We start from the raw sequence: 23,219 nt of genomic DNA on the forward strand, positions 1-23,219 counted from the left end.
TAAGTATTATAAGAGAAAAGAATGGATATATAAGATAAGGTTAATTATAGGAATTAACTTTATCTTATTTTTTTGTGGAAATAATACAAAAGATTAAAATATTTTTATAAAATAAGCAATTAACCTTGAATTACTATGGATAAATATGATAATAATAAACTATAAATAAATGAAAGAGAGGAACTTTTTATGAAGAATCCAATAGTTACAATAGAAATGGAAAATGGAGGAGTTATCAAAGCAGAATTATATCCTGAAATAGCTCCCAATACAGTTAGAAATTTTATAGATTTAATTGATAGAGGATTTTATGATGGAATTATGTTCCATAGAGTAATACCAGGATTTATGATTCAAGGAGGATGCCCAGAAGGCACAGGAATGGGAGGCCCAGGGTATAGAATTAAAGGTGAATTCTCAAGAAATGGATTTAAAAATGAATTAAAACATAAAAGAGGAGTTCTTTCAATGGCAAGAACTATGATTCCAGATTCAGCAGGAAGTCAATTCTTTATAATGGTAGCAGATGCACCACATTTAGATGATCAATATGCTTCATTTGGTAAAGTGATAGAAGGAATGGAAGTGGCTGATAAGATAGTTTCAACTAAAACTGATTATAATGATAAACCATATGAAGATCAAGTAATGAAGAAAGTTACAGTAGATACTTTTGGTGAAAAATATGATGCACCAACAATAATTGAAGATTAATAAATAATCAGGAATGATGAGTTAGCTTAATTCATCATTCTTAAATTATAATTTTATATTTAATAAATAGGAGAAAAGATGTTAAAGAATAATAAGTGTATATTAGTTTATAATCTTAAAGATGAAGAATTACAAAAGCTTAAAAGGCTTCCTTTTAAAGTAATTGAAATTACAAAAGAAATGGCTAGTATGACCGTTAAAGATATAATTGAAGGATTAGAAGTAGAAACAGAAACAACAAATGAAAATAGTCCAGAAGAAAAAATGATTTTATTTAATAATTTTGCACAAAGAGAAATGAAAAATATGATTTCTACAACAAGAAAGATAGTTAATGGAGGAATATTAGCAATGGTAACACCAATATCAATTAATTGGACTGTAAACTATCTAGTGAACCATCTTGTTTTAGAAAGAGAAACTATGTCTAAGGGTAGGAGATAAGAATATGAGTAGAGTAGGGGAAAAGATTAAAGAGGCAAGATTAAAATCTGGTATGACTCAAAAGGTTTTAGCTAAAAAGCTAGGTGTAGCAGAAAAATATATAAACGAAGTTGAAATGGGAAAAAAGGTAGTACAGGAATCTTTTATTGATAGAGCTGCTAAAATATTAAAGGCTGATTTAAATGATATAAGTATGGTAGTTACAGATGAAGCTTTAATGGAAGAAAGAAAAAATGAAGCTGTTAGTAAAAAGCCCAATAAAATTGAAGTAAATGAATTTTGGAATGATGCTTTTTCTTCAGTTTTAAAGAGCGTACCTGTCTATGGATATGGTTTAAATGTAGCAAAAGGAAGAAAAGAGTTGCCAGTGCATTCTAATAAAATAGAAGGTTTCCCACAAGATAAAGTTTTATATATAGAAATTGAAGATAGTGAAATGTCTGGTTTTAGAATGATGCCGGGAGATTTGGCTTTTGCTCATTTAGTAAAGGAAATAAGTAATAATGGATTCTTCTTAGTTGAGTACAAGAATAAGAGAAAAATAAGACAGATTAAGAATCTTGGAAATTCAAAAGTTCTTCTAGTAAGTAATGGAGGAGCTCTTATGACTGAAACTGCAGAAATAAAAGAGATAGAAGTCTTAGCTAAACTAGAAAGAATAGAAATAAAATTATAAGAAGTGCCGAAAGGCACTTTTTTTTGTTATAAAGACATATATTGTTATAAACCAATATAATGAGGTGTTAGATATAGAAACTAATTTAGGATTATTAAAAGAACTTCCAAAGGAAGTCCTTAGTAAATTAAATATTTCTAGTAGCTATCTTTTAGGTGAAACTGAAAAAGAAATAGAGGTTGTGATTATTTCAGGAGATAATCCTGATAATATTTCAAAAATTGTAGATAATTTAGGTGGGAAATACTTAAATTTAGGATATAACTTTGGAATTGTGACAATACCTTTTGATAAAATAATTAATTTAGCACTGATTCCTACAATACAATACATTGAATTTCCTAAAAATTTATACACAACAGATTTTGAAAGTAATAGAGCTAGTTGTATAACACAGATATCAAAGGCTAATGGACTAAATGGAAAAGGAACTATTGTAGGGTTTCTTGATACAGGAATTGATTATACTCATCCAGCTTTTATAAATGCAGATGGTACTAGTCGAATAGAGTATATATATGATTTAAGTTTAGGTGGAGTAGTATATAGTAAAGCACAAATAAATGAAGCTTTAAAGACTGAAAATCCTTATGATATTGTACAGTCTAGAGATGATGTAGGTCATGGTACTCATGTTACAGGAATTGCTTGTGCAGGTGGAAATATTCCATCTAGATATTATGGAGTTGCACCTGAAAGTTCAATAATAATGGTAAAGGTAGCTAGAGGATTATTTACTTTAAGTACTGATATAATGAAGGGCATAAAATTTCTTATAGATAAAAATAAAGAGCTTAATATGCCATTGGCAATTAATATAAGTTTAAGCACAAATGATGGAGCACATAATGGTAGTAGCCTTCTAGAACAATACATTTCAACAGTTTCAACTTTAGAGCGAGTAACCATTGTTATTGCAGCAGGAAATGAAGGTGAAGCAGCGCATCATATATCAGGAAATTTAGAAGAAGTAAATGAAATACTTTTTAATGTTTCATCTGATGAAACTACAGTTGTAATAAATTTATATAAGTCATTATTACCTTCATTGAGTATAAAGCTAATTTCTCCAAGTGGAGGTAGTACTGGAGAAATAACAATAAAAGAAGGATTTCAAGAAGGTGCAATTGGTAATTCAAGATATTCTATATATTTAACAGGACCTAAGCCATTTGATATAAGTGGTGAGATTGGAATTATAATAAGTGGAATTAATGAATATATAACACCAGGTGAATGGAAAATAAATTTAAGAAAATTGGATAATTATGATGGAACTTTTGATATGTGGTTACCTATTTCAGAAGGGTTAAATATTAACACTAAATTTGTAAATCCAGTTGTTTATAATACTTTAGGAATTCCTGCTACAGTAAGAAATGTAATATCTGTTGGTAGTTACAATTACTTAATAGACACCATATCACCATTTACAGGAAGAGGAAAAAAATTTGAAGGTCAATATATAAAGCCAGATATAGTTGCACCAGGAGAAGGAATTTATTCAGCTATTCCTAATAGAAGTTTTGATAAAAAAACAGGTACATCTATGGCTACACCACAAGTTACAGGAGCTGCTGCACTTATGATGCAATGGGGTATAGTAAATGGAAATGATTATTACTTATATGGAGAAAGATTAAAGTATTTTTTAATATTAGGTGCTAAAAAAAATAGAAAAGATATAATATATCCAAGTCCATCATGGGGATATGGTGAACTTTGCTTAAGAGATAGTTTTAATATATTAGCACAAACATTAGGCATAGGATTTAGAGATATTGATATTGAAAATAGACAAAATAGTAATTTTGATTTAGAGCTGTCAAATATAGGTGTTAAATATGATACAACTAGTGAAGATAATGTATTTCTTTTAGTAGAAGTTACAGGAAAAACCAATCTTGATGATATATTAAAAATACTGAATATTTCAGGTGTTATGGTATCCTCAAATTTTGCTATTATAATAACACCAGCTAATAAAGTTAATGAAATAAGTAATATAGTTTTAAGGATAGTTAATATTGAAGTTTCAACAATATTAACATTAAATGCTATATCTCCGTTGGAAGCTAGTGGCGCACCAGTATTTAATAATAATCCTTATTTAAGGCTTAATGGAAGAGGTGTATTAGTAGGAATAATAGATACAGGAATAGATTATCTTAATAAAGAATTTCAAAGAGAAGATGATACAACAAGAATAGTAAGAATATGGGATCAAACTATACAAGGAAATAAGGAGATATATAGCTTGAAATATGGAACAGAATATACTGAAGATCAAATAAATCAAGCTATAAGATTACAAGCTTCAGGAGGAGATCCATATAGTATAGTTCCGTCTAAAGATGATATAGGACATGGAACAAGAATGGCTGGAATTATTGGAGGAAGAGGAATAAACCCAGATTTAAAGGGAGCTGCTTCAGATTGTCAATTTATTATTGTTAAATTATCTAGAGCAACTAAAGTAGAACTTGATGTAGCTGTCATTGATAAAACAGATGTGCCTTCATATAGTCCATGGAGTGCATTATTAGCATTAAGATATATAATTGCTGTTGCCAGAGAATTAAAGCGTCCAGTAGTTGTTTTTGAACCTCTTGGAAGTAATATGGGTTCACATACAGGAAATGGGATTGTTGAACAATCTATAAATAACTATTCAACACAATCAGGAACTGTTGTTGTTGTTCCTACAGGAAATCAAGGAAATACAGATACTCATACTGAAGGGATAATAGAAAGTTCTGGTGATATAAAAGATATAGAAATAAGAGTTGGTGAAAAGCAAAAGAATTTACCAATAGAAATATGGGTAAATAAGCCTAATAGGGTGAAGCTTTCTATAATTTCACCTTCAGGAGAGATGATAGATAATTTAGATTCTAAAAATGCGAATAATGAAAGAATTAAATTTTTATATGAAGGAACTGAAATGATAGTTAATTTTACTTCCCCTGAATTATCAACTGGAGATTCTCATATTTTTATAAGAGCTTATAATTTAAAAGCAGGAATTTGGAAGTTTAGATTAACTGGTCAATATATAGTTGAAGGAAAATATTATGCTTGGATACCACAAAGAGAACTTTTAGATAGTGAAACTAAGTTTTTAAATTCAGTTGGTTATACTACACTTACATTATCTAGTACATCTAATAGAGCAATTTCAGTGGCATATTACAATCAAGAGGATAATTCAGTTGTAACTGAATCAGGAAGGGGTTATACAAGAGATAAAATGATAAAACCAGATATAGCAGCAGGAGGATTTAATGCGATAGTTACTAATCCAGGTGGTGGAACTGCTGTAATTAGTGGAGCTTCTGTTGCAGGAGCTGTAGTTGCAGGTTGTTGTGCTCTTATTCTTCAATGGGCAGTTACTGACAAAAACTATCCTGATATATATGCAGAACAAATAAAGGCATATATCATAAGTGGGGCTAAAGGAAGGCCAGGAGATGTTTATCCTAATAAGGAGTGGGGATATGGAATGTTTGATATGAAGGGAATATTTGATAGGATTAAAGATACGTATAATCCTAGAAAAAGTGAAGATTATGAAGAATATAGAGTTAATAACTTATTCATAAGGATTCCAAAATCTAGATATAATAGAACTATTAATTAAAAAAAGCATATTAATATAATGGATTAATATATTAAGGAGTAATATATGGCAGAGCAAGGTGGATTAAAGATTCAATGTTTTGTAGAAGATAGTTATGTGCCTGTAGATAAAGTAACAGCAACTTTAACACCAGCAGAAGGACAAGTGGGTGAAAGTCAGTCAATAGATCTTACTACTAATTCGTCTGGGGAGTCTCAAATAATATCATTAGAAGCTCCGCCTCTTGAATATTCACAGCAGCCAATAGGAAAAATTCCCTACAGTCTGTATGATTTAAGAGTAGAAAGAGAAGGATTTCAAAGCATAGTAGTTAATGGGATTCAGATATTTCCAACACAGATAGCAATACAACAATGCTTTCTAATAGAATCCTCAAGAAAATTTGGTTCAAGGGCAGATATAATAAATATTCAACCTAATACATTAAATGGAAATTATCCTGCTAAAATTCCTGAAGAGGTAGATAAACCTTTGCCAGCTCCCACCAGTGGAGTTGTTTTACCTAAACCTGTTATACCAGAATATATTACAGTACATCAAGGCTCACCTAACAATACATCAGCTTCAAATGTTACAGTGCTCTATAAAGATTACATTAAGAACGTTGCTTCATGTGAAATATATTCTACATGGTCAGAGTCGACAATTAGAGCAAATGTTTATGCAATAATTTCATTTACCCTAAATAGAATTTATACAGAATGGTATCGTGGAAAAGGGAAAAATTATCAAATAACTAATTCAACAGCATATGATCATGCCTTTAATTATGGCAGAAATATTTATGACAATATAGGTGCCATAGTAGATGATATTTTTTCTACTTATATAAGGAGGTATGGCAGGAAGCAACCACTTTTAACACAATATTGTGATGGGAAAAATGTTCAGTGTCCAGAATGGATGACTCAATGGGGAAGTAAATATCTTGGTGATAAAGGAAAGACTCCATATGAAATACTAACTCATTTTTATGGTACAGATATTGAGCTTGTTACAGCAGAACAAGTTGCTGGTAGTCCTGCATCATACCCAGGATATGACCTTATTGTAGGTTCAACAGGTGACGAAGTTAGTACAATTCAAGAACAACTTAATAGAATAGCAAGAAATTATCCACTAATACCTAAGGTAGCTGTAGATGGAGTTTATGGAAGTACAACGCAGGAAGCTGTAAAAGTATTTCAACAGGTATTTAATCTTCCACAGACAGGTGTGGTAGATTATGCAACTTGGTATAGGATATCTGATATTTATGTAGGGGTTTCTAAAATAGCAGAACTTAAGGATGCAAGAAAAGGAACTAAGAAAATATTCAGACCACCAGTTTCAATTGATATGATAAATGACCCTAATGTACCAACCTTTGAGTACTTCGATTAGAAAGGTTCTGGGAATAGTAAATTAGAGAGAAGCTTAGCTTTAGCCAAGCTTTTCTTTATTTTTGTAGAAAAAGTAAATGCATTGGGTAATAAAAATTAGGCTAAGTATACCAAACATAGGATAAAGGGTGGTAATAAGATTAGAAAACCCTATTTGTGATATTGGAAGGGCAAAAGCTAAGACAATAAATATTCCTTTTTTAAAAGGTAGCTTAAAGGTTTGTTCTAAAGTCTTGCTAATGGAATAAACATCTGATACTTCTGTAGAAAACATTTCAAGCCAGATTATAATTAATAGCAGTGCTTGAATTATGTTACTAAACCTTTGGGCACATAAAAGAAGTGGTATTTCATATTTATATATATAAGGCTGATTCATTAATAATAAAATATTAATTATGGTAGATAAAACAGTTAGGCCAATGGCACCAAGAGCGATGCCAGATACCATAATTTTAGATTTACGTGTTTCATTGCTTAAAGGCACTAATACACCACAACAGCAAAGAGTGTTATATCCAGCATAAAGTATGGTGGATATTAAAACTCCTTTTTTAGGAGGAGTAAATTGAGAAATATAATTTATGCTGAGATTATCACCACAAAATATAATATATAATATGAATATTAAAGTAATAGTAGTAAGTAAGGCAGGAACGATAAATGAATTTACTTCAATAAGTCCATTGGTTCCTCTAAGAAGAAAGAAAGAAGCTAAAGCAATCATTATTAGAGTTCCGATTATTTTAGGAATACCAAAAAATTGATTAATAAGTGCTCCGCTTCCGGCTAAAATAATAGAGGCACTGGAAATTAAGTAAACGGTAGTAATGGCACCAGTAAATTTTCCAAGAATATTGGGGCTTATTACTTTAATTACATCACTATAGGAGTTGAGTTCGTATCTGATGCTTATTTTTGATATAATGGTGCCAATAATTATATAAAAAATTCCACAAAAAATAATGCCAATAAAGCTTATTAAACCATAGGAAGTAAAAAATTCTGTAATTTCTTTGCCAGAAGCAAGTCCGGCACCAACAATTGTCCCAATAAAAACAAAAGCAATTTGAAAAATTTTATATATGTCTTTTTTCAATCATATCACTCCAGCTATTAAAGTATTATTTAATTTTCCCTCAATTAAGTATATAAAGATTACAGTATATTTATTCTTTATTTAATTTTTATGAATAAGCTATATTTTTATATGAAAAAATATAATTAAGCTAAACCATAATATTTTGAGGGAGGAATTATCAGTGAAGAATAAAAGATTTATTAGTTTATGTGTGGTATTATTCAGCTTATTTAATTTTACGTCTTGTAAAAAAACAGAAAAGGAAGAAGTCAAAGTAGACTTATTTGATAGCAAAAAAGCATTAAATATAAGTAAAGAATATTTATTTAATATTAAAAATGGAAATATTGATGGTGCTAATAAGTTATGTACTGAAGAGTTATTAAAGGATAATGTAAATATTGGTGAAGGAATATCACAAATTACTTCGTTTGATAAAGAAAAGTCCATTGAAGGAAATAACTTTGCATACTATATTTACAATATAATAAGAACTTCCTCTACAGAACCTAAAAGTGATTTGGAAAGTTTAACCATTAAAGTTGAAAAGATTAAAGATCAATATTTAATAAATGGAGTTAAGTCTCAATCTAAGAAGGAGCTTTTTGTAGATGGAAAATATTTAAGAATATTAGAAGAGGAAGGAAGCAATAGTAACTTGGTGGTATCTTTAAATAGCATTCCTAAAGATACTTATGTAAGTGAGAATGATATAATGCTTTATAAAGCAAAGGTTCCTAATGAAGCTTTTGGCAAAGTAGGATTGAGTTTTACAGGAAAAAAAGTTGCTATATCTACAAAAGGACAAGAACAGACATATATATGTGTAGCTAATATTGAGGATAGTATAACAACATTTATGGGAGATAATTCAGCTACTAGTGGAGGTAATGGAGATAGCACTATGTCCCAGCTAGAAGAATTATTTGAAAAGCCAATAGCTAAGAAAATAGTATCACTAGATTTATTAAAAGATTGTAATATCAATAATTTTATTTTTTCAAAGAAGGAAGATTCTTTGGCTGTTGTTTATAGTAATGGTAATGGTGTGAGAAGGGTCAACATATATAATGCCAATGAGGGAAATATCATAAGCAAAGCAATAAATGAAGAATTCAACGAAGCAGAATATAATATTGATGAAATTGGTTTTAATGCAGAAGAATTTATTTTTAATGTAAGTAAAGCAAAATCAGAGGGATATACTAATGAAAAAGAAGGTAAATATTCTTTTGATGTTGAAAGTTATGAGATTAAGAAATTGTAATATCCTAAGAAGTAATTTATAATTATTAAACAAGGAAATGAATAAAGGAAACTTTATCATTTCCTTTTACTTATAACTTTTAGACTAGATGAAAGGTTGATATATATGAAAGAATGGAATGGAAAGAGATATCACAGCTTAAATTATTTTTTAAGAAATAAATATGGTGAAAAAATTTATAAGATTCCTTTAGATGGAGGATTTACATGTCCAAATAGAGATGGAAAGGTAGCTAAAGGAGGATGTACTTTTTGTAGTTCACACGGTTCTGGAGATTTTGCAGGAAGTAGAATTTTAACTATAACAGAGCAATTTGATGATAGAAAAAAAGTCATGGAGAAGAAATGGAATAAGGGAAAGTACATAGCTTATTTCCAAGCGTACACTAATACATATGCACCAATAGAAGAGTTAAGGGAAAAATATAGTCAAGCTATAGCAGAAGAAAATGTTGTTGCTTTATCCATAGCAACAAGACCAGATTGTTTAGGTGATGATGTACTTGAGCTATTAGAAGAAATGAGTAAGAAGGTTTACTTATGGGTAGAATTAGGGCTACAAACTATTAATGATGAAACTGCAGAAAATTTTAATAGAGGATATAAATTTGAAGTTTTTAAAGAAGGTATAAAGAAATTACAGGATAGAGGGATAGAAGTTGTTGTTCACTCTATATTTGGACTTCCTGGAGAAACAAAAGAAGATATGCTTAAGACAATAGATTACATAGCTCATAGTGGGGCACAAGGAATCAAATTCCACTTACTACATTTAATGAAGTATACAAAGATGGCTGAGCAATATTATAATGGAGAATTTGAGTTATTAAGTGAAGAAGATTATATAGACCTTATTTGTGAGGGAATATCTATGATTCCAGAGGATATGGTTGTACATAGACTTACAGGAGATGCTCCAAGAGCAACGCTTATTGGACCAATGTGGAGTCTTAAGAAATGGGAAGTGTTAAATGCTATTGATAAAGCACTTGTAGATAGAGATATATGGCAAGGGAAAAACTTTAAATAATTAATAATTGAAAATTGATAATTTAATAAATTATGTTGTCTACAGCACAAGTACAGATGAAGTTGAAAATTTACAAAAAGAGATATCCAATTTAATTTCAAATTAATTGGATATCTTTTTTTGGAGTTAATCACTTATTTAGACTACTTGGAAGATAAAGAATTTTAAGTAGTAAGATTCATCTGAGTTCCAAAGGATTGGATGGTCACAGCTTTGAGTTCTAACTTCTATTTGTCTTAAAGTTCTTCGTGCATCATGAGCAGCTTCTAATACTGTTTTCTTTAATTGTTCTTCACTCATGTAATGAGAACATGAACAAGTTGCAAAATATCCACCAGGTTTAACCATTTTTAAACCTCTAAGATTTATTTCTTTATATCCTCTGATGGCAGCATTAACAGTTTCTCTTGATTTAGTGAAAGCAGGAGGATCTAATATTACAACGTCATATTGTTTACCTTCTCTTGACCATGTACCAAGGACATCAAATGCATTATGACATTCAAATTTTACAATATCTTGTAAATTGTTAAGTTCAGCATTTCTAGTTGCACAATCAACAGCATGTTGAGAAACATCGATTCCAAGTACTGATTTTGCACCAGCTATACCAGCATTTAAAGCAAAAGACCCTGTATGAGTAAAGCAGTCTAAAACGTCTCTTCCTTTACAAATCTTATGTATAGCAGCTCTATTTTCTTTTTGGTCTAAGAAGAATCCAGTTTTTTGTCCGTTTTCAATATCAACTATGTACTTAACACCATTTTCAATTATTTCAACATCTGTGTTGAAAGGTTCAGTTAAGAAGCCTTTTCTTTGCTCTAAGCCTTCGATTTCTCTAGTCTTTATATCACTTCTTTCATATACACCTTTAGCATTATATTCTTCAACAAGTATTTTAACTATTAAATCCCTATATTGATCCATTCCTAAAGTTGATATTTGAATGACGTAGTAATCATTAAACTTATCTATTGTAAGTCCAGGTAGAAAGTCAGCTTCACCAAAGATAAATCTACAAGAAGATGTATCTATTACAGTTTGTCTATAATCCCATGCAGCAGCAAATCTTCTTTTAAAGAATTCCTCATCAATTTCTTCGTTTATATCTCTAGTCATTATTCTAATTGTTATCTTACTTTGATCATTTATGTATCCTTTTCCAATGAAATAATTCTTGTGATTATACACTTCAACAATATCTCCATTTTCATAATCACCATCATATTCATTTATTTCATCAATATATATCCAAGGACGACCATTTTCAGCTTTTTTATTTTTCCCTTGGTGCAAGTAAAATTTACTAGACATTATATAAAAACTCCTTTCAAGACAATTCTCAGCCATATGGGTTATGGGAGAATGTGTATGTATTTTAAATAAATAAAAGTAACTAAATTATAGCATAAAGAAAAGTAAAGGTAATGAATATTATGAAAATAAAGAATTTTGAAAAAATAATAGCGTTGTATAAATATTTAGTAAATTATTAACATATAAAGAAAAATATTGACAAGTTAATAAAGCGGATATAAAATATTACCAAATAAGTTAAAAATAAATATAAATAGGTAAAAATAGAAAAAGATAATATATTGTATTATTAAAGTGCATATATAACTTTTTACTATATATTTAAATTAATGGGGGGTATATTTATGAACAAAAAGAGAATTTTATCATTACTTTTAGCTAGTTCATTAGTAGTAACAGCTTTTGTTGGATGTGGAAGTAGTGAAGACGAAAGTAAAAATAATGGAGGTACAAGCTCTTCTGATAGCCAGCAAGTATTAAATACTTTATATATGCAAGCGGCTACATTAGATGTTAATGATTGTTCTGATGCAGAAACAACTACATTACTAGGAGCTTTACAAGAAGGTCTTGTAAGAATTTATAACGATGGAAATGGAGATGAAATTAAACCAGCAGGGGCTGAAAGTTGGGATACTTCAGAAGATGGATTAACTTGGACATTCCATTTAAGAGATAATAAATGGTCAGATGGAGAGCCGGTAGTAGCTCAACATTATGTTGATTCAGTTTTAAGATTATTAAATCCTGATAATGCATTCCAATATGCTTTCTTTGCTTATGACATAGTTGGTGCAGAAGATTATAACTTAAATGGTGGTTCAGCTGATAATGTTGGAATAAAGGCTATTGATGATAGTACGTTAGAAATAAAATTAAAAGAAGCAGTTCCATACTTTTTATCTAAGTTACAATATACTGTATTTAAGCCAGTTAGATTAGATATAATTGAAAAATTAGGTGATAATTACTCAAGTGATTATAAAAATAATGTTTATTGTGGACCATTTAAATTAACGGAATGGGATAATATGAATAAAGAAGTACTTGTTAAGAATGATAGCTATTGGGATGCTGATAATGTTAAGTTAGAACAAATTAATGCAACATATATTAAAGAAATGGCTACAAGAGCTCAATTATTTGAGTCAAAAGAACTAGATAATATGGGGCTTAAATTAATTGAATATATTGATAAATACGATTCATTAGCAGATGAAGGCGATTGTCAATTAATAACAGGTAATGCACCTTCAGTATTTTATTTAGCATTTAACCAAGATAGTGAAAATGGAAATGGAATGTTAAAGAGTGCTAAGGTTAGAAAAGCAATTGGTTTAGCTTTAGATAGAGATGAGTATGTAGGAGAAATTAAAGGTAGATATAATGCAGCAGCAGGATATGTTCCTCTAGATGTTGATTTTGATGGAGATTTCTATAGAGAGCAAGTAGATGAACCATTAACAGATGACATTACTAAATATAATAATAATAGTGATGAGCTTAAAGCATTATTAAAAGAAGGTCTTGCTGAATTAGGACTTCAAACTGATGATTTAAGTCAATATACATTAACTTACCTATCACAAAGTGATTCTGAAGATGGTACTATTGAAAATGAATGGATACAACAACAAATTGAAACTAAGCTTGGAATAAATATTGATATTAAAGTTCAAAATGAATGGGCATTATTCATAGATATGTATAATAATCAAGAGTTTGATTTTGTGTTAACTGGTTGGTCAGCAGACTATGATGATCCAATGACATTCCTTGATATGTGGGTAACTGATGGTTCTAATAACCATACAGGATATGGAAGTGAAGAATATGATAATTTAGTAACTTCATTAGCAGGTGAAAATGATAATACTAAGAGATTAGAAACTTATTCAAAATTGGAAAATATTTTAGTTGATGAAGATGCAGTTATATCACCAATATTCTACTATGACACATATTCAGTAGTTCAAAACAATATTAAAAATCTACAATACCCAGAGTTTGGACCAAAAATAGAATTTAGATGGGCTTCAATTGAAGATAAATAAAAATTAAAAAATAGAATTTAATGCATATCAGCTGAGCTGATATGCATTAATAAAATAAAGAGGTGTGAAAATTAATGACAAGATATATATTAAGAAGGTTTTGTGAGATGGTTTTAACACTTTTTCTTGTAGCTTCAGGAACATTTTTTCTATTATCAGCTGTTCCAGGTAATGCATTAAGTCAAAAGATCAATAAGCTGCCAGCTGCTACACAAGAAAGGGTTTTGGCAAAGTATGGTTATGATAAGCCTGTATTAGAAAGGTATGTAGTAACGCTTAAAAATTATATAGTAAATAGAGATTTTGGAGAATCTATTGTACAAGCAGGAGATACAGTTTCAGGAATTATTTCAAGTAAGCTTCCTGTTTCAGCAAGGCTTGGATTACAACAAATAGTAATAGGTGTGACACTAGGAATTCTTTTAGGAACAATAGCAGCAATGAAGCGTAATACAATAATTGATTACATAATTTTAGTTGGGTCAATGTTATTAAAATCAGTTCCTGTAATAGTTTTAGCTTTATTACTACAAAAATATCTAACTAAGGGAGCTGTTTTTGATTTCCCAATAGTAGGATGGGCTAGCGGTAAAGAATTATGGTTTGGTGGATGGAAATATACTATACTACCAACAATAGCTGGTGCAGGTATTTATCTAGCATATTATTGTAGGCTTACAAAAACAAGTATGCTTGATTGTATAAATCAAGAATATACACTTACAGCTAGATCTAAAGGTTTATCAGAAGTGAGTATAGTACGTAAGCATGTGCTTAGAAATTCATTTATTCCAATAGTTACAGTATTACCAGTTACTGTTTCAGGGATAATGGAAGGTGCATTTTTCATTGAAAATGTATTTGCTATTCCTGGAATAGGTAAATACTTCATAAGTGCAGTAAATCAAAGAGATGTACCAATAGTAATGGGATTAACTATATTTTCAGCAACAATTTATATAATAGCTATTTTTATAACAGATATATTATATACATTGGTTGATCCACGTATAAATCTAGCAAAGTAGGGGGACAAACTAATGGAAAAGGTAAAAGATAAGAGATTTGAATTAGTAGATTTGTCTAAATTAAATAGTGAAGAAGTTGTGAGACCTAATATAAGCTATTGGAAGGATGCTTGGAGAAGATTAAAAAAGAATCCAGTAGCAATGGTAGCTTTAGTAGTATTAGTGCTAGTGACAATTATTGCTATCATAGGACCTCATATTAAAAATTTAGATTATTTAACAATTGTTACATCAGCAAAAAACAAAGGACCAAGTTCAGAGTTTTGGTTTGGAACTGATAACTTAGGTAGAGATTTATTCACAAGAGTATGTATAGGTACTAGAAAGTCACTTCTTATAGCATTATTTGCTACATTAATTGATGTGGTAATTGGATGTTTATATGGAGGAATAATGGCTTATACTGGTGGTTATGTTGATGAAATTATGATGAGGGTAGTAGAAGTTTTAAACAGTATTCCTTATTTAATTGTTACATTAATAATAATAGTTGTTTTAGGAAATGGATATTTACCACTGATGATTGCCTTATGTATAACTGGATGGACAGGAACTGCCAGAATGGTAAGAGGTAAGATACTTCAATTAAGAGAAAGTGAATATGTATTAGCAGCAGAAGCTTTAGGAGCATCTACAATGAGAATAATAATTAAACATTTATTACCTAACACAATTGGTCTTATTATTCTTGATGTTGCACAAACAATACCATCAGTAATTGTTGCGGAAACATCGCTTGCATTCTTAGGATTAGGATTAACAACACCAAGATTTAGTTTAGGTTCATTATTATCATCTGGACAAGCAAGCATGTCTTTCTATCCATATCAATTATTATTCCCAACTATAGTATTAGTACTTTTAATATTATCATTTAATATATTGGGGGATGGGCTTAGAGATGCTTTAGATCCAAAACTTAGACAATAGGAGGAAGAAACTATGAACAATACAAATAATGAAAAGAAGAACACTCCAATGTTAGAGGTTGAAGATTTAAAGGTATCTTATCATACTTATGCAGGAGAAGTACAATCAGTTAGAGGAGTTTATTTTTCTGTAGATAAAGGTGAAGTTTTAGCTATTGTTGGAGAATCAGGTTGTGGTAAAAGTGTTACTTCAAGAGCCATAATGAGACTTGTTGAAGCACCACAAGGTGAAATTAAAAAATGTAGTAAAATACTTTTTAATGGTGAAAATATTTTAAATTATGATAAGAAAAAGATTAGAGAGTTTAGAGGTGGAGATTGTGCAATGATATTCCAAGATGCACTTACTTCTCTAAATCCAACAATGAAAATTGGTAAGCAAATAATGGAGAACTTAATTATTCATAGACATATGAATAAAAAGGCTGCAAAAGAAGAAGCAATAAAAATATTAAAACTTGTAGGAATTCCTAATGCTGAAAAAAGAATTAATCAATATCCACATGAATTTTCAGGTGGTATGAGGCAAAGAGCTATGATTGCTATAGCAGTTGCTTGTGAGCCTAAAATATTAATAGCTGATGAGCCAACAACAGCTCTAGATGTTACAATACAAGCGCAGATATTAGAGCTTATAAATGACTTAAAAGAAAGATTAAATACATCAGTAATATTGATAACACACGATTTTGGTGTTGTTGCAGGAATGGCTGATAAGATAGCAGTTATGTATGCAGGACAAATTATAGAAAGAGGAACTAAAAAAGAGATATTCTATAATCCTAAGCATCCATATACATGGGCATTATTAAATGCAGTGCCTAAGTTAGAATGGAAAGGGAAACAAATTCTTGAGACTATACCAGGAACACCTCCAGATTTAATAGCACCTCCTAAAGGATGTGGATTTGCTAAGAGATGTAAGCATTGTATGAATATATGCCTAGAAGAAGAACCGGCAGAATATAATTTTGAAGATGGACACGTTGCGAAATGTTGGTTATACAATGAAGAAGTTCCAAGCGCTGTTTTGGAATTAGCTATTGGAGGTAGAGATTAATGGGTAAAGAAGGAAATGTAATACTAGAAGTTAAAAACTTAAAAAAACATTTTAAAGTTGGTGGAGGTGCTACTTTAAAAGCAGTTGATGATGTTTCTTTCTTTGTTAGAGAAGGAGAAACTTTAGGGCTTGTTGGAGAGTCAGGGTGTGGTAAGACTACTTGCGGAAGAACTGTAATTGGAATGTATGATAAGACAGACGGGGAAGTTTTTTATAAAGGAAAAAGTGTTCATGGATTAAAAGGAAAAGATAGGAAGGACTTTACAAAAGAAGTTCAAATAATTTTCCAAGATCCATATGCTTCTTTAAATCCAAGAATGACAGTTGCAGATATTATAGCAGAAGGTATTGATATTCATGGACTTGCAAAAAGCAAGGGAGAGAGAAGTGAAAGAGTATATAAACTATTAGAACAAGTTGGATTAAATAAAGAACATGCCAATAGATTTGTTCATGAATTTTCAGGTGGGCAAAGACAAAGAATAGGTATCGCTAGAGCACTTGCTGTAGAACCAAAATTCATCCTTTGTGATGAGCCTATATCTGCCCTTGATGTTTCTATTCAAGCGCAAATAGCAAATATGCTTATTAAGTTTCAAAAAGAACTAGGACTTACGTATCTTTTTATAGCTCATGATTTAGCTATGGTAAAGCATATATCAGATAGAGTTGCTGTTATGTACTTAGGAAGTATGGTTGAACTTGCTGAATCGGAAGCATTGTATTCAAATCCTAAACATCCATATACTGAAGCCCTTATGTCAGCTATTCCAATAGCAGATCCAGATGTGGAGGAAATCAGACAAAGAATAATGCTTGAAGGAGATGTACCAAGTCCAATAAACACTCCTCCAGGATGTAAGTTCCAAGGAAGATGTAGTAAATGTATGGATATTTGTAAGAAAGAATCTCCTTTATTTAAAGAAGTTGAAAAAGACCATTATGTAGCATGTCATTTATATGACTAAAATATAAGATAGGTGATACAAATGAAAAAGATAAGTGAACTATTTAAGGATATAGTTAGATGTATAGCTATTGGAATAACAATATCTGCAATTATATCCATAGCAATATCAATAATGTGTGTATTTATGTATAAAGGAAATATAGTTAATATTGTATGTGGAATAAAGACAGTGCTTATTTGTATTGGAGCATTTGGAATGATATTAGTAGCAATACTTTTGATGAAAAAGAAGAAAGAAAAGCCAATGAAATATATTAATGAATGGAAGAAAAAATATAAAATTTTTTCATATGAAATGGTTATGTTATTTATTACACTAACAATATTAATTTGTGGGGGAATTATTGATTGGTTTTTATTTTATAAGTTATAATGTATATATTAATTAATTTAGGAATGATAGTAAATGAATTATGTATATATTTTAAGTTGTAGTGATAATACATTATATACAGGATGGACAAATGATTTAGAGAGAAGGATTAATGTTCATTCCAGTGGAAAGGGAGCAAAATACACTAGAGGAAGGCTTCCAGTAAAGCTAGTATATTTTGAGAAGTTTAATGATAAAAAGTTAGCAATGAAAAGAGAATATGCAATAAAGAGGTTAAGCAGAGAAGAAAAGCTTAAGCTTATAAAAGATTGGAATGTGTAATTAATGCACTTCCATCTTTTTTTATTAATAAATTAATGACAAGGTGTAAATAAATTTTAAAAAATATTTAGTAAGTAATTAAGATGTACGAATAAATAAGTGTAAAATAATTATTATAGAAAGAGGAGGCGGTTAGAATATTATATTCTAGCAAGAATTAAGATGAAGACTATTTTACATATTGAGCCAAGTGCCTTTTTTGTTGAAGTTATACGAAAGAAATTTAATGACAGTGAATACGAATATTTATCTACAGATAGTTATAATGAAGCTTTAATATTATTGGAAGAGTTTGATGTAGATTTAATTATTAGTTCTTTTGAAGGAAATGGTATGACTTGTGAAGAGTTTATTAAGAATGTAACTTATTCATATCAGGATATTCCAGTTTGCATTTTATCAGGAAATAAATTAAATTCTAATATGCAACAGTTTATGAATTTAGGTGTTATTCAATATATAGATAAAGAAGAGGTTAATGAAGCATTAATAAAATATATAGATAATATATTTAAGATGGATAAATATTTACAGATATTAAAAGAAAAAGAAATTGCAGTAATAGAAGATAGTCATTTTTCAAGGTTACATTTAAAAGATATATTTGATAGATATAAAATAAAATCAGTGAGATACTTTGAATCAGGAACAGAATTGGCAGAAAGTAAAAAGATTTATGATATATACCTTGTAGATTTAGTATTACAAGATGAGTTCGGAAAAAATATTATTGCAGAACTAAGAGAAAAAAGTGATGAATCATTAATTTTTGCTGTAACATCTTTAAATAATCCAAATCTTCTAGCTGATGTGATAGATAGTGGTGCTGATGATATAATAATTAAGCCAATAGAAGAAAAAATATTCATTGCAAAACTAAAATCATTCGTTAGAAAACTACAGTAGATAATTGATAATGGACAATTGAAAATTTATGATGAAAGTCCTTAGGGACTTTCTTCAAAAAATTATTACATTGAATCTAAGTGCTCTGTAATTAACTCTTGAATCTTAGATCTACATCTACAGCCTTTGCAGCTACCAGTAGTTGCACCAGTTTCTTTAGCAACAGCTTCTACAGTGTGAGCACCATTTCTAATAGATTCCTTTATTTTAGCTCTTGTAATAACTCTACAAGGGCATGTTTTTGTCATTTTATCTAAAACTTGTTGTCTTAATTCATCATTTTCCATTTATAACTCTCCTAAATTTTAAATCTATCTTTATTAAAATTAAAGCATTTTTATATAATATAGTCAATATTAAGTAATAACTATTATTTATATAAAAGAGATAAAATAATGTTAACATACTTAATTGACAATGAATAAAATAGTATAATATAATTAGTGTAATAACTATGAGTAGGAAAAGTATTTATATGGTATCTTTTAAGAGAGTGATTGGTTGGTGTAAAATCACAAGATAGTATAAGGAAAATCACCTAGGAGTTGGAGACTGAAAGCAAGGAATTGTAATTAAGTTTATCCCGTATATCTGCGTTAAAGATTAGGATATGATAGTATCTGAAGATAGAGACTTAATTTTTATAATATTTTAGAGTCTTTAAATAATAGGTGGTATAGCGAAAGTGAAACTTCGTCCTTTTATGGATGAGGCTTTTTTTATTTTTAGGAAAAATAAGTTAAGCGGCTGTGTAGCTAATGCAACAGTCCAGCTAAGAAGTTAGGATAGTAAGAAAATGAAATTGTTTAAGAAAATTTTAGATTAAATCTTAACTAATTATTAAACTGATAATTTTTGTTAATACTAATACAAAGAAGAATAGTAGTAAATTTGGTAATTTAACCAATTAAATTGGTTTTATATAAAAATATGGAGAGGAGAAATTTATGTACAAGAAAGTTGAATTGCCACAAGGTTTTGTGGGAATGGAAAAAGAAATTGCAAACCTTTGGACTGCAAGAAATGTAATAAAGAAGAACTTTGATATGAATCAAGATGGTGAATATTTCACATTCTATGATGGACCTCCAACAGCAAATGGAAAACCACATATAGGTCATATCTTAACAAGAGTTATGAAAGATATTATTCCAAGATACAAAGTTATGAAGGGATATAAAGTTATAAGAAAAGCTGGTTGGGATACTCATGGTCTTCCAGTTGAACTTGAAATAGAAAAGAAACTTGGTATTTCAGGAAAAGAACAAATCGAGGAATACGGAGTAGAAAAATTCGTTAAGGAATGTAAGGAAAGTGTTTTTACATATGTTAGCATGTGGGAAAAGATGACTGAACAAATAGGTTACTGGGTTGATATGGAAAATCCATATGTAACTTATCATAATCCATATATTGAATCAGTATGGTGGGCATTAAAGCAAATGTGGGATAAAGGTCTTTTATATGAAGGACATAAAGTAATGCCATATTGTCCAAGATGTGGAACTGCATTATCTTCACATGAAGTTGCTCAAGGATATAAAGATGTTAAAGACTTAACTGCAGTTGCTAAATTTAAAGTTGCAGATGAAGATAATAAATATATCTTAGCATGGACAACAACTCCTTGGACATTACCATCAAACTTAGCTTTATGTATTAACAAAGCTTATACTTACATTGAAGCAAAAGTTAACGATGAAATATTAATATTAGCTAAAGATTTAGCTCCAAAGGTTTTAGGAGAAGACTTTGAATTAGTTAGAGAATTCCCTGGAACTGAATTACTTGGAACTAAGTATGAACAATTAATGCCATTTGGAAAAGTTGAAGGAAAAGCTTTTGAAGTAATCCACGGTGATTATGTAACATTATCAGATGGTACTGGTGTAGTTCATATTGCACCTGCTTATGGTGAAGATGATAGCTTAGTTGCTAAAGCTAACGGAATTACTTTCATCAACTTAGTTGATAAAGAAGGTAAGTTCGTAGAAGAAGTAACTCCATGGGCTGGTAAGTTCGTTAAGAAATGTGATGAAAGCATTTGTAAATGGCTTGAAGAAAACAATAAGTTATTCAAGGCTGAAAAGCACTTACACTCATATCCACATTGTTGGAGATGTGACACACCACTTCTTTACTATCCAAAGGAAAGCTGGTTTGTTGCAATGACAACATTAAGAGATAAGCTTATAGAAAACAACAATAAAATCAACTGGTATCCAGATAACATAAGAACAGGTAGATTTGGTAAGTTCTTAGAAAATGTTATTGACTGGGGTATTTCAAGAGATAGATACTGGGGAACTCCACTTCCAATTTGGGAATGTGAATGCGGACATAAAGAATGTATTGGAAGTATTGAAGAGTTAAAGAACAAAGGTATAAATGTTCCAGAAGATATAGAATTACACAAACCATATATAGATGCAGTTCACTTAAACTGTCCAGAATGTGGTAAGGAAATGGAAAGAGTTAAAGAAGTTATTGACTGCTGGTTCGATTCAGGATCAATGCCATTTGCTCAATTACATTATCCATTTGAAAATAAAGAATTATTTGAACAAAACTACCCAGCTCAATTCATTTCAGAAGCTGTTGACCAAACAAGAGGATGGTTCTATACATTACTTGCAATTTCAACTGCTGTATTTGATAGAAACCCATTTGAAAACTGTATAGTTTTAGGTCACGTTCTTGATAAGAAGGGCTTAAAGATGTCTAAGTCTAAGGGTAACGTTGTTGATCCATTTGAAGTATTAGGTAGTGAAGGTGCAGATGCTACAAGATGGCATTTCTACACTGCAAGTGCTCCATGGCTTCCAACAAGATTCTCTACAGATGACGTATCTGAAGCAGGTAGAAAGTTCTTAAGCACATTATGGAATGTTTACTCATTCTACGTATTATATGCTGATTTAGATAAATTCAACCCAACAGAATATGCTGATTTCGTATCAGATAATGTAATGGATAAGTGGATTATGTCTAAATTAAACACATTAGTTAAAGATGTTGATGCTAAATTAAATTCATATGATATAAATAATGCTGCTTTAGCAATAGAAGATTTCACAGATGAATTATCTAACTGGTATGTAAGAAGAAATAGAGCAAGATACTGGTCTGAAACATTAACAGATGATAAGATTGGTGCTTATGTAACATTATATAGAGTATTAACTACTTTAGTTAAAGTTGCAGCTCCATTTGTTCCATTCATCACAGAAGAAATCTATCAAAACTTAGTAGTTAACTTAGACCCTCAAGCAGAAGAAAGTGTTCACTTATGCTTATGGCCAGAAGTTGATGAAAAGGCAATAGATAAAAACTTAGAAGCTGAAATGGATTTAGCTTACAAGATAGTTAAGCTTGGAAGAAGTGCAAGAAATGGTGCTAACATTAAGAATAGACAGCCATTATCTAAGATGCTTGTTTCAACAGATTCACTTCCAGCATACTATGGAGATATCATAACTGATGAGTTAAATATTAAGACTGTTGAATTTGGTGCTGACCTTTCAACTCATGTTAACTTTGAAATTAAACCTAACCTTCCTGTATTAGGTAGAGCGTATGGTAAGATGATACCTCAAATAAGAAAAGAAATTGGTGCTAGAAACCAAATGGAATTAGCTCAAACTATCCAAAATGGTGGAGTTGTTACTATCAATGTAGATGGAACTGAAATTGAATTAAATAAAGAAAATTTACTTGTAACAATGCAAGGATTAGAAGGATATGCTTTTGCTGGTGAAGGTTCTATAGGTGTTGTTCTTGATACTCATATTTCAGATGAATTAAGAGAAGAAGGTCATGTTAGAGAAATGATTTCTAAGATTCAAAACATGAGAAAAGAAAGCGGATTCCAAGTAGCAGATAAGATTAAGCTATACGTTTCTGATAATGAAATGTTAATGGACGTTATTAAGAAGTTTGCTGAAACTATTAAGAGAGATACTTTAACAGAAGAAATAATATTTGCAGCAAATAGAGAGTATACTGAAACAACAATAAATGGTGAAAAGCTAAATATGGCTGTGGAAGTTATAAAATAATAAATAATA

19 protein-coding genes and 1 other annotated feature are annotated in these 23,219 nt (G+C 30.1%); of the genes, 16 read left to right on the forward strand and 3 right to left on the reverse strand.

Going from position 1 to position 23,219, the window contains the following annotated elements; all coding sequences use genetic code 11:
- Positions 1-189 precede the first annotated feature (189 nt).
- From H8R92_RS08150 to H8R92_RS08170, 5 genes are all read left to right on the forward strand, one after another.
- Complete coding sequence (locus H8R92_RS08150; RefSeq protein ID WP_022211255.1) at positions 190-714, forward strand: peptidylprolyl isomerase; 525 nt, start codon at positions 190-192, stop codon at positions 712-714.
- 78 nt (positions 715-792) lie between these two features.
- Positions 793-1,158, forward strand: coding sequence for a DUF3783 domain-containing protein (locus H8R92_RS08155; RefSeq protein WP_022211256.1), 366 nt, complete (start codon positions 793-795; stop codon positions 1,156-1,158).
- Positions 1,159-1,162: 4 nt separating this feature from the next.
- On the forward strand, positions 1,163-1,834 hold the full coding sequence (locus H8R92_RS08160; protein WP_022211257.1) for a helix-turn-helix domain-containing protein: 672 nt from the start codon (positions 1,163-1,165) through the stop codon (positions 1,832-1,834).
- A gap of 64 nt (positions 1,835-1,898) precedes the next feature.
- The gene (locus tag H8R92_RS08165; protein ID WP_022211258.1) at positions 1,899-5,474 is read left to right on the forward strand and encodes a S8 family peptidase; all 3,576 of its coding nucleotides are present in this window, start codon (positions 1,899-1,901) and stop codon (positions 5,472-5,474) included.
- A gap of 45 nt (positions 5,475-5,519) precedes the next feature.
- Positions 5,520-6,857: a peptidoglycan-binding domain-containing protein gene (locus H8R92_RS08170; protein ID WP_022211259.1), complete on the forward strand. Its 1,338-nt coding sequence runs from the start codon at positions 5,520-5,522 to the stop codon at positions 6,855-6,857.
- 39 nt (positions 6,858-6,896) lie between these two features.
- Here H8R92_RS08170 and H8R92_RS08175 read toward each other — a convergent pair whose 3' ends face one another.
- Positions 6,897-7,955: a YkvI family membrane protein gene (locus tag H8R92_RS08175; protein WP_186835171.1), complete on the reverse strand. Its 1,059-nt coding sequence runs from the start codon at positions 7,953-7,955 to the stop codon at positions 6,897-6,899.
- 163 nt (positions 7,956-8,118) lie between these two features.
- On the opposite strand from H8R92_RS08175, the gene H8R92_RS08180 reads away from it, so the two are divergent.
- Complete coding sequence (locus H8R92_RS08180) at positions 8,119-9,204, forward strand: hypothetical protein (protein WP_186835172.1); 1,086 nt, start codon at positions 8,119-8,121, stop codon at positions 9,202-9,204.
- A gap of 105 nt (positions 9,205-9,309) precedes the next feature.
- Positions 9,310-10,233 (forward strand): tRNA modification radical SAM protein MnmL/YtqA, encoded by a 924-nt coding sequence (gene mnmL, locus H8R92_RS08185; RefSeq protein WP_022211262.1) that lies wholly within the window; start codon positions 9,310-9,312, stop codon positions 10,231-10,233.
- Between the two features lie 138 nt (positions 10,234-10,371).
- Here mnmL and H8R92_RS08190 read toward each other — a convergent pair whose 3' ends face one another.
- A complete protein-coding gene (locus tag H8R92_RS08190; RefSeq protein WP_186835173.1) occupies positions 10,372-11,547 on the reverse strand; it encodes a class I SAM-dependent rRNA methyltransferase in 1,176 nt (391 codons plus the stop codon).
- A 347-nt stretch (positions 11,548-11,894) separates the two neighbouring features.
- Here H8R92_RS08190 and H8R92_RS08195 point away from each other — a divergent pair, with 347 nt between their 5' ends.
- From H8R92_RS08195 to H8R92_RS08230, 8 genes are all read left to right on the forward strand, one after another.
- A complete protein-coding gene (locus H8R92_RS08195; RefSeq protein WP_186835174.1) occupies positions 11,895-13,604 on the forward strand; it encodes a peptide ABC transporter substrate-binding protein in 1,710 nt (569 codons plus the stop codon).
- Between the two features lie 74 nt (positions 13,605-13,678).
- A complete protein-coding gene (locus tag H8R92_RS08200; RefSeq protein WP_186835175.1) occupies positions 13,679-14,632 on the forward strand; it encodes an ABC transporter permease in 954 nt (317 codons plus the stop codon).
- 12 nt (positions 14,633-14,644) lie between these two features.
- Positions 14,645-15,562: an ABC transporter permease gene (locus H8R92_RS08205; RefSeq protein WP_186835176.1), complete on the forward strand. Its 918-nt coding sequence runs from the start codon at positions 14,645-14,647 to the stop codon at positions 15,560-15,562.
- Between the two features lie 12 nt (positions 15,563-15,574).
- Positions 15,575-16,621: an ABC transporter ATP-binding protein gene (locus tag H8R92_RS08210; protein ID WP_022211267.1), complete on the forward strand. Its 1,047-nt coding sequence runs from the start codon at positions 15,575-15,577 to the stop codon at positions 16,619-16,621.
- Positions 16,621-17,589, forward strand: a complete 969-nt coding sequence (locus H8R92_RS08215; RefSeq protein WP_186835177.1) for an ABC transporter ATP-binding protein — start codon at positions 16,621-16,623, stop codon at positions 17,587-17,589. The genes H8R92_RS08210 and H8R92_RS08215 overlap by 1 nt, the downstream gene beginning before the upstream one ends.
- Before the next feature lie 21 nt (positions 17,590-17,610).
- The gene (locus tag H8R92_RS08220; RefSeq protein ID WP_186835178.1) at positions 17,611-17,964 is read left to right on the forward strand and encodes a hypothetical protein; all 354 of its coding nucleotides are present in this window, start codon (positions 17,611-17,613) and stop codon (positions 17,962-17,964) included.
- Between the two features lie 33 nt (positions 17,965-17,997).
- The gene (locus H8R92_RS08225) at positions 17,998-18,246 is read left to right on the forward strand and encodes a GIY-YIG nuclease family protein (protein ID WP_022211270.1); all 249 of its coding nucleotides are present in this window, start codon (positions 17,998-18,000) and stop codon (positions 18,244-18,246) included.
- 162 nt (positions 18,247-18,408) lie between these two features.
- Positions 18,409-19,152 carry a response regulator gene (locus H8R92_RS08230; protein ID WP_022211271.1) on the forward strand — a complete coding sequence of 248 codons (744 nt, stop codon included), beginning with the start codon at positions 18,409-18,411 and terminating at the stop codon, positions 19,150-19,152.
- Between the two features lie 65 nt (positions 19,153-19,217).
- On the opposite strand, the gene H8R92_RS08235 is transcribed toward H8R92_RS08230, so the two are convergent.
- The gene (locus H8R92_RS08235; protein ID WP_022211272.1) at positions 19,218-19,439 is read right to left on the reverse strand and encodes a (2Fe-2S)-binding protein; all 222 of its coding nucleotides are present in this window, start codon (positions 19,437-19,439) and stop codon (positions 19,218-19,220) included.
- A gap of 158 nt (positions 19,440-19,597) precedes the next feature.
- Positions 19,598-19,856, forward strand: a binding site (T-box leader).
- A 243-nt stretch (positions 19,857-20,099) separates the two neighbouring features.
- Here H8R92_RS08235 and ileS point away from each other — a divergent pair.
- Positions 20,100-23,210, forward strand: a complete 3,111-nt coding sequence (gene ileS / locus H8R92_RS08240; protein WP_186835179.1) for an isoleucine--tRNA ligase — start codon at positions 20,100-20,102, stop codon at positions 23,208-23,210.
- The last annotated feature ends 9 nt before the right edge of the window (positions 23,211-23,219 follow it).

It is taken from the genome of Clostridium lentum, assembly GCF_014287815.1.
Lineage (GTDB): Bacteria > Bacillota > Clostridia > Clostridiales > Clostridiaceae > Clostridium > Clostridium lentum.

Coding starts and splice junctions, on each gene's coding strand:
- H8R92_RS08150 (WP_022211255.1), top strand. CDS start 190: ATGAAGAATCCAATAGTTACAATAGAAATGGAAAATGGAGGAGTTATC.
- H8R92_RS08155 (WP_022211256.1), top strand. CDS start 793: ATGTTAAAGAATAATAAGTGTATATTAGTTTATAATCTTAAAGATGAA.
- H8R92_RS08160 (WP_022211257.1), top strand. CDS start 1,163: ATGAGTAGAGTAGGGGAAAAGATTAAAGAGGCAAGATTAAAATCTGGT.
- H8R92_RS08170 (WP_022211259.1), top strand. CDS start 5,520: ATGGCAGAGCAAGGTGGATTAAAGATTCAATGTTTTGTAGAAGATAGT.
- mnmL (WP_022211262.1), top strand. CDS start 9,310: ATGAAAGAATGGAATGGAAAGAGATATCACAGCTTAAATTATTTTTTA.
- H8R92_RS08190 (WP_186835173.1), bottom strand. CDS start 11,547: ATGTCTAGTAAATTTTACTTGCACCAAGGGAAAAATAAAAAAGCTGAA.
- H8R92_RS08195 (WP_186835174.1), top strand. CDS start 11,895: ATGAACAAAAAGAGAATTTTATCATTACTTTTAGCTAGTTCATTAGTA.
- H8R92_RS08200 (WP_186835175.1), top strand. CDS start 13,679: ATGACAAGATATATATTAAGAAGGTTTTGTGAGATGGTTTTAACACTT.
- H8R92_RS08205 (WP_186835176.1), top strand. CDS start 14,645: ATGGAAAAGGTAAAAGATAAGAGATTTGAATTAGTAGATTTGTCTAAA.
- H8R92_RS08210 (WP_022211267.1), top strand. CDS start 15,575: ATGAACAATACAAATAATGAAAAGAAGAACACTCCAATGTTAGAGGTT.
- H8R92_RS08215 (WP_186835177.1), top strand. CDS start 16,621: ATGGGTAAAGAAGGAAATGTAATACTAGAAGTTAAAAACTTAAAAAAA.
- H8R92_RS08220 (WP_186835178.1), top strand. CDS start 17,611: ATGAAAAAGATAAGTGAACTATTTAAGGATATAGTTAGATGTATAGCT.
- H8R92_RS08225 (WP_022211270.1), top strand. CDS start 17,998: ATGAATTATGTATATATTTTAAGTTGTAGTGATAATACATTATATACA.
- H8R92_RS08230 (WP_022211271.1), top strand. CDS start 18,409: ATGAAGACTATTTTACATATTGAGCCAAGTGCCTTTTTTGTTGAAGTT.
- H8R92_RS08235 (WP_022211272.1), bottom strand. CDS start 19,439: ATGGAAAATGATGAATTAAGACAACAAGTTTTAGATAAAATGACAAAA.
- ileS (WP_186835179.1), top strand. CDS start 20,100: ATGTACAAGAAAGTTGAATTGCCACAAGGTTTTGTGGGAATGGAAAAA.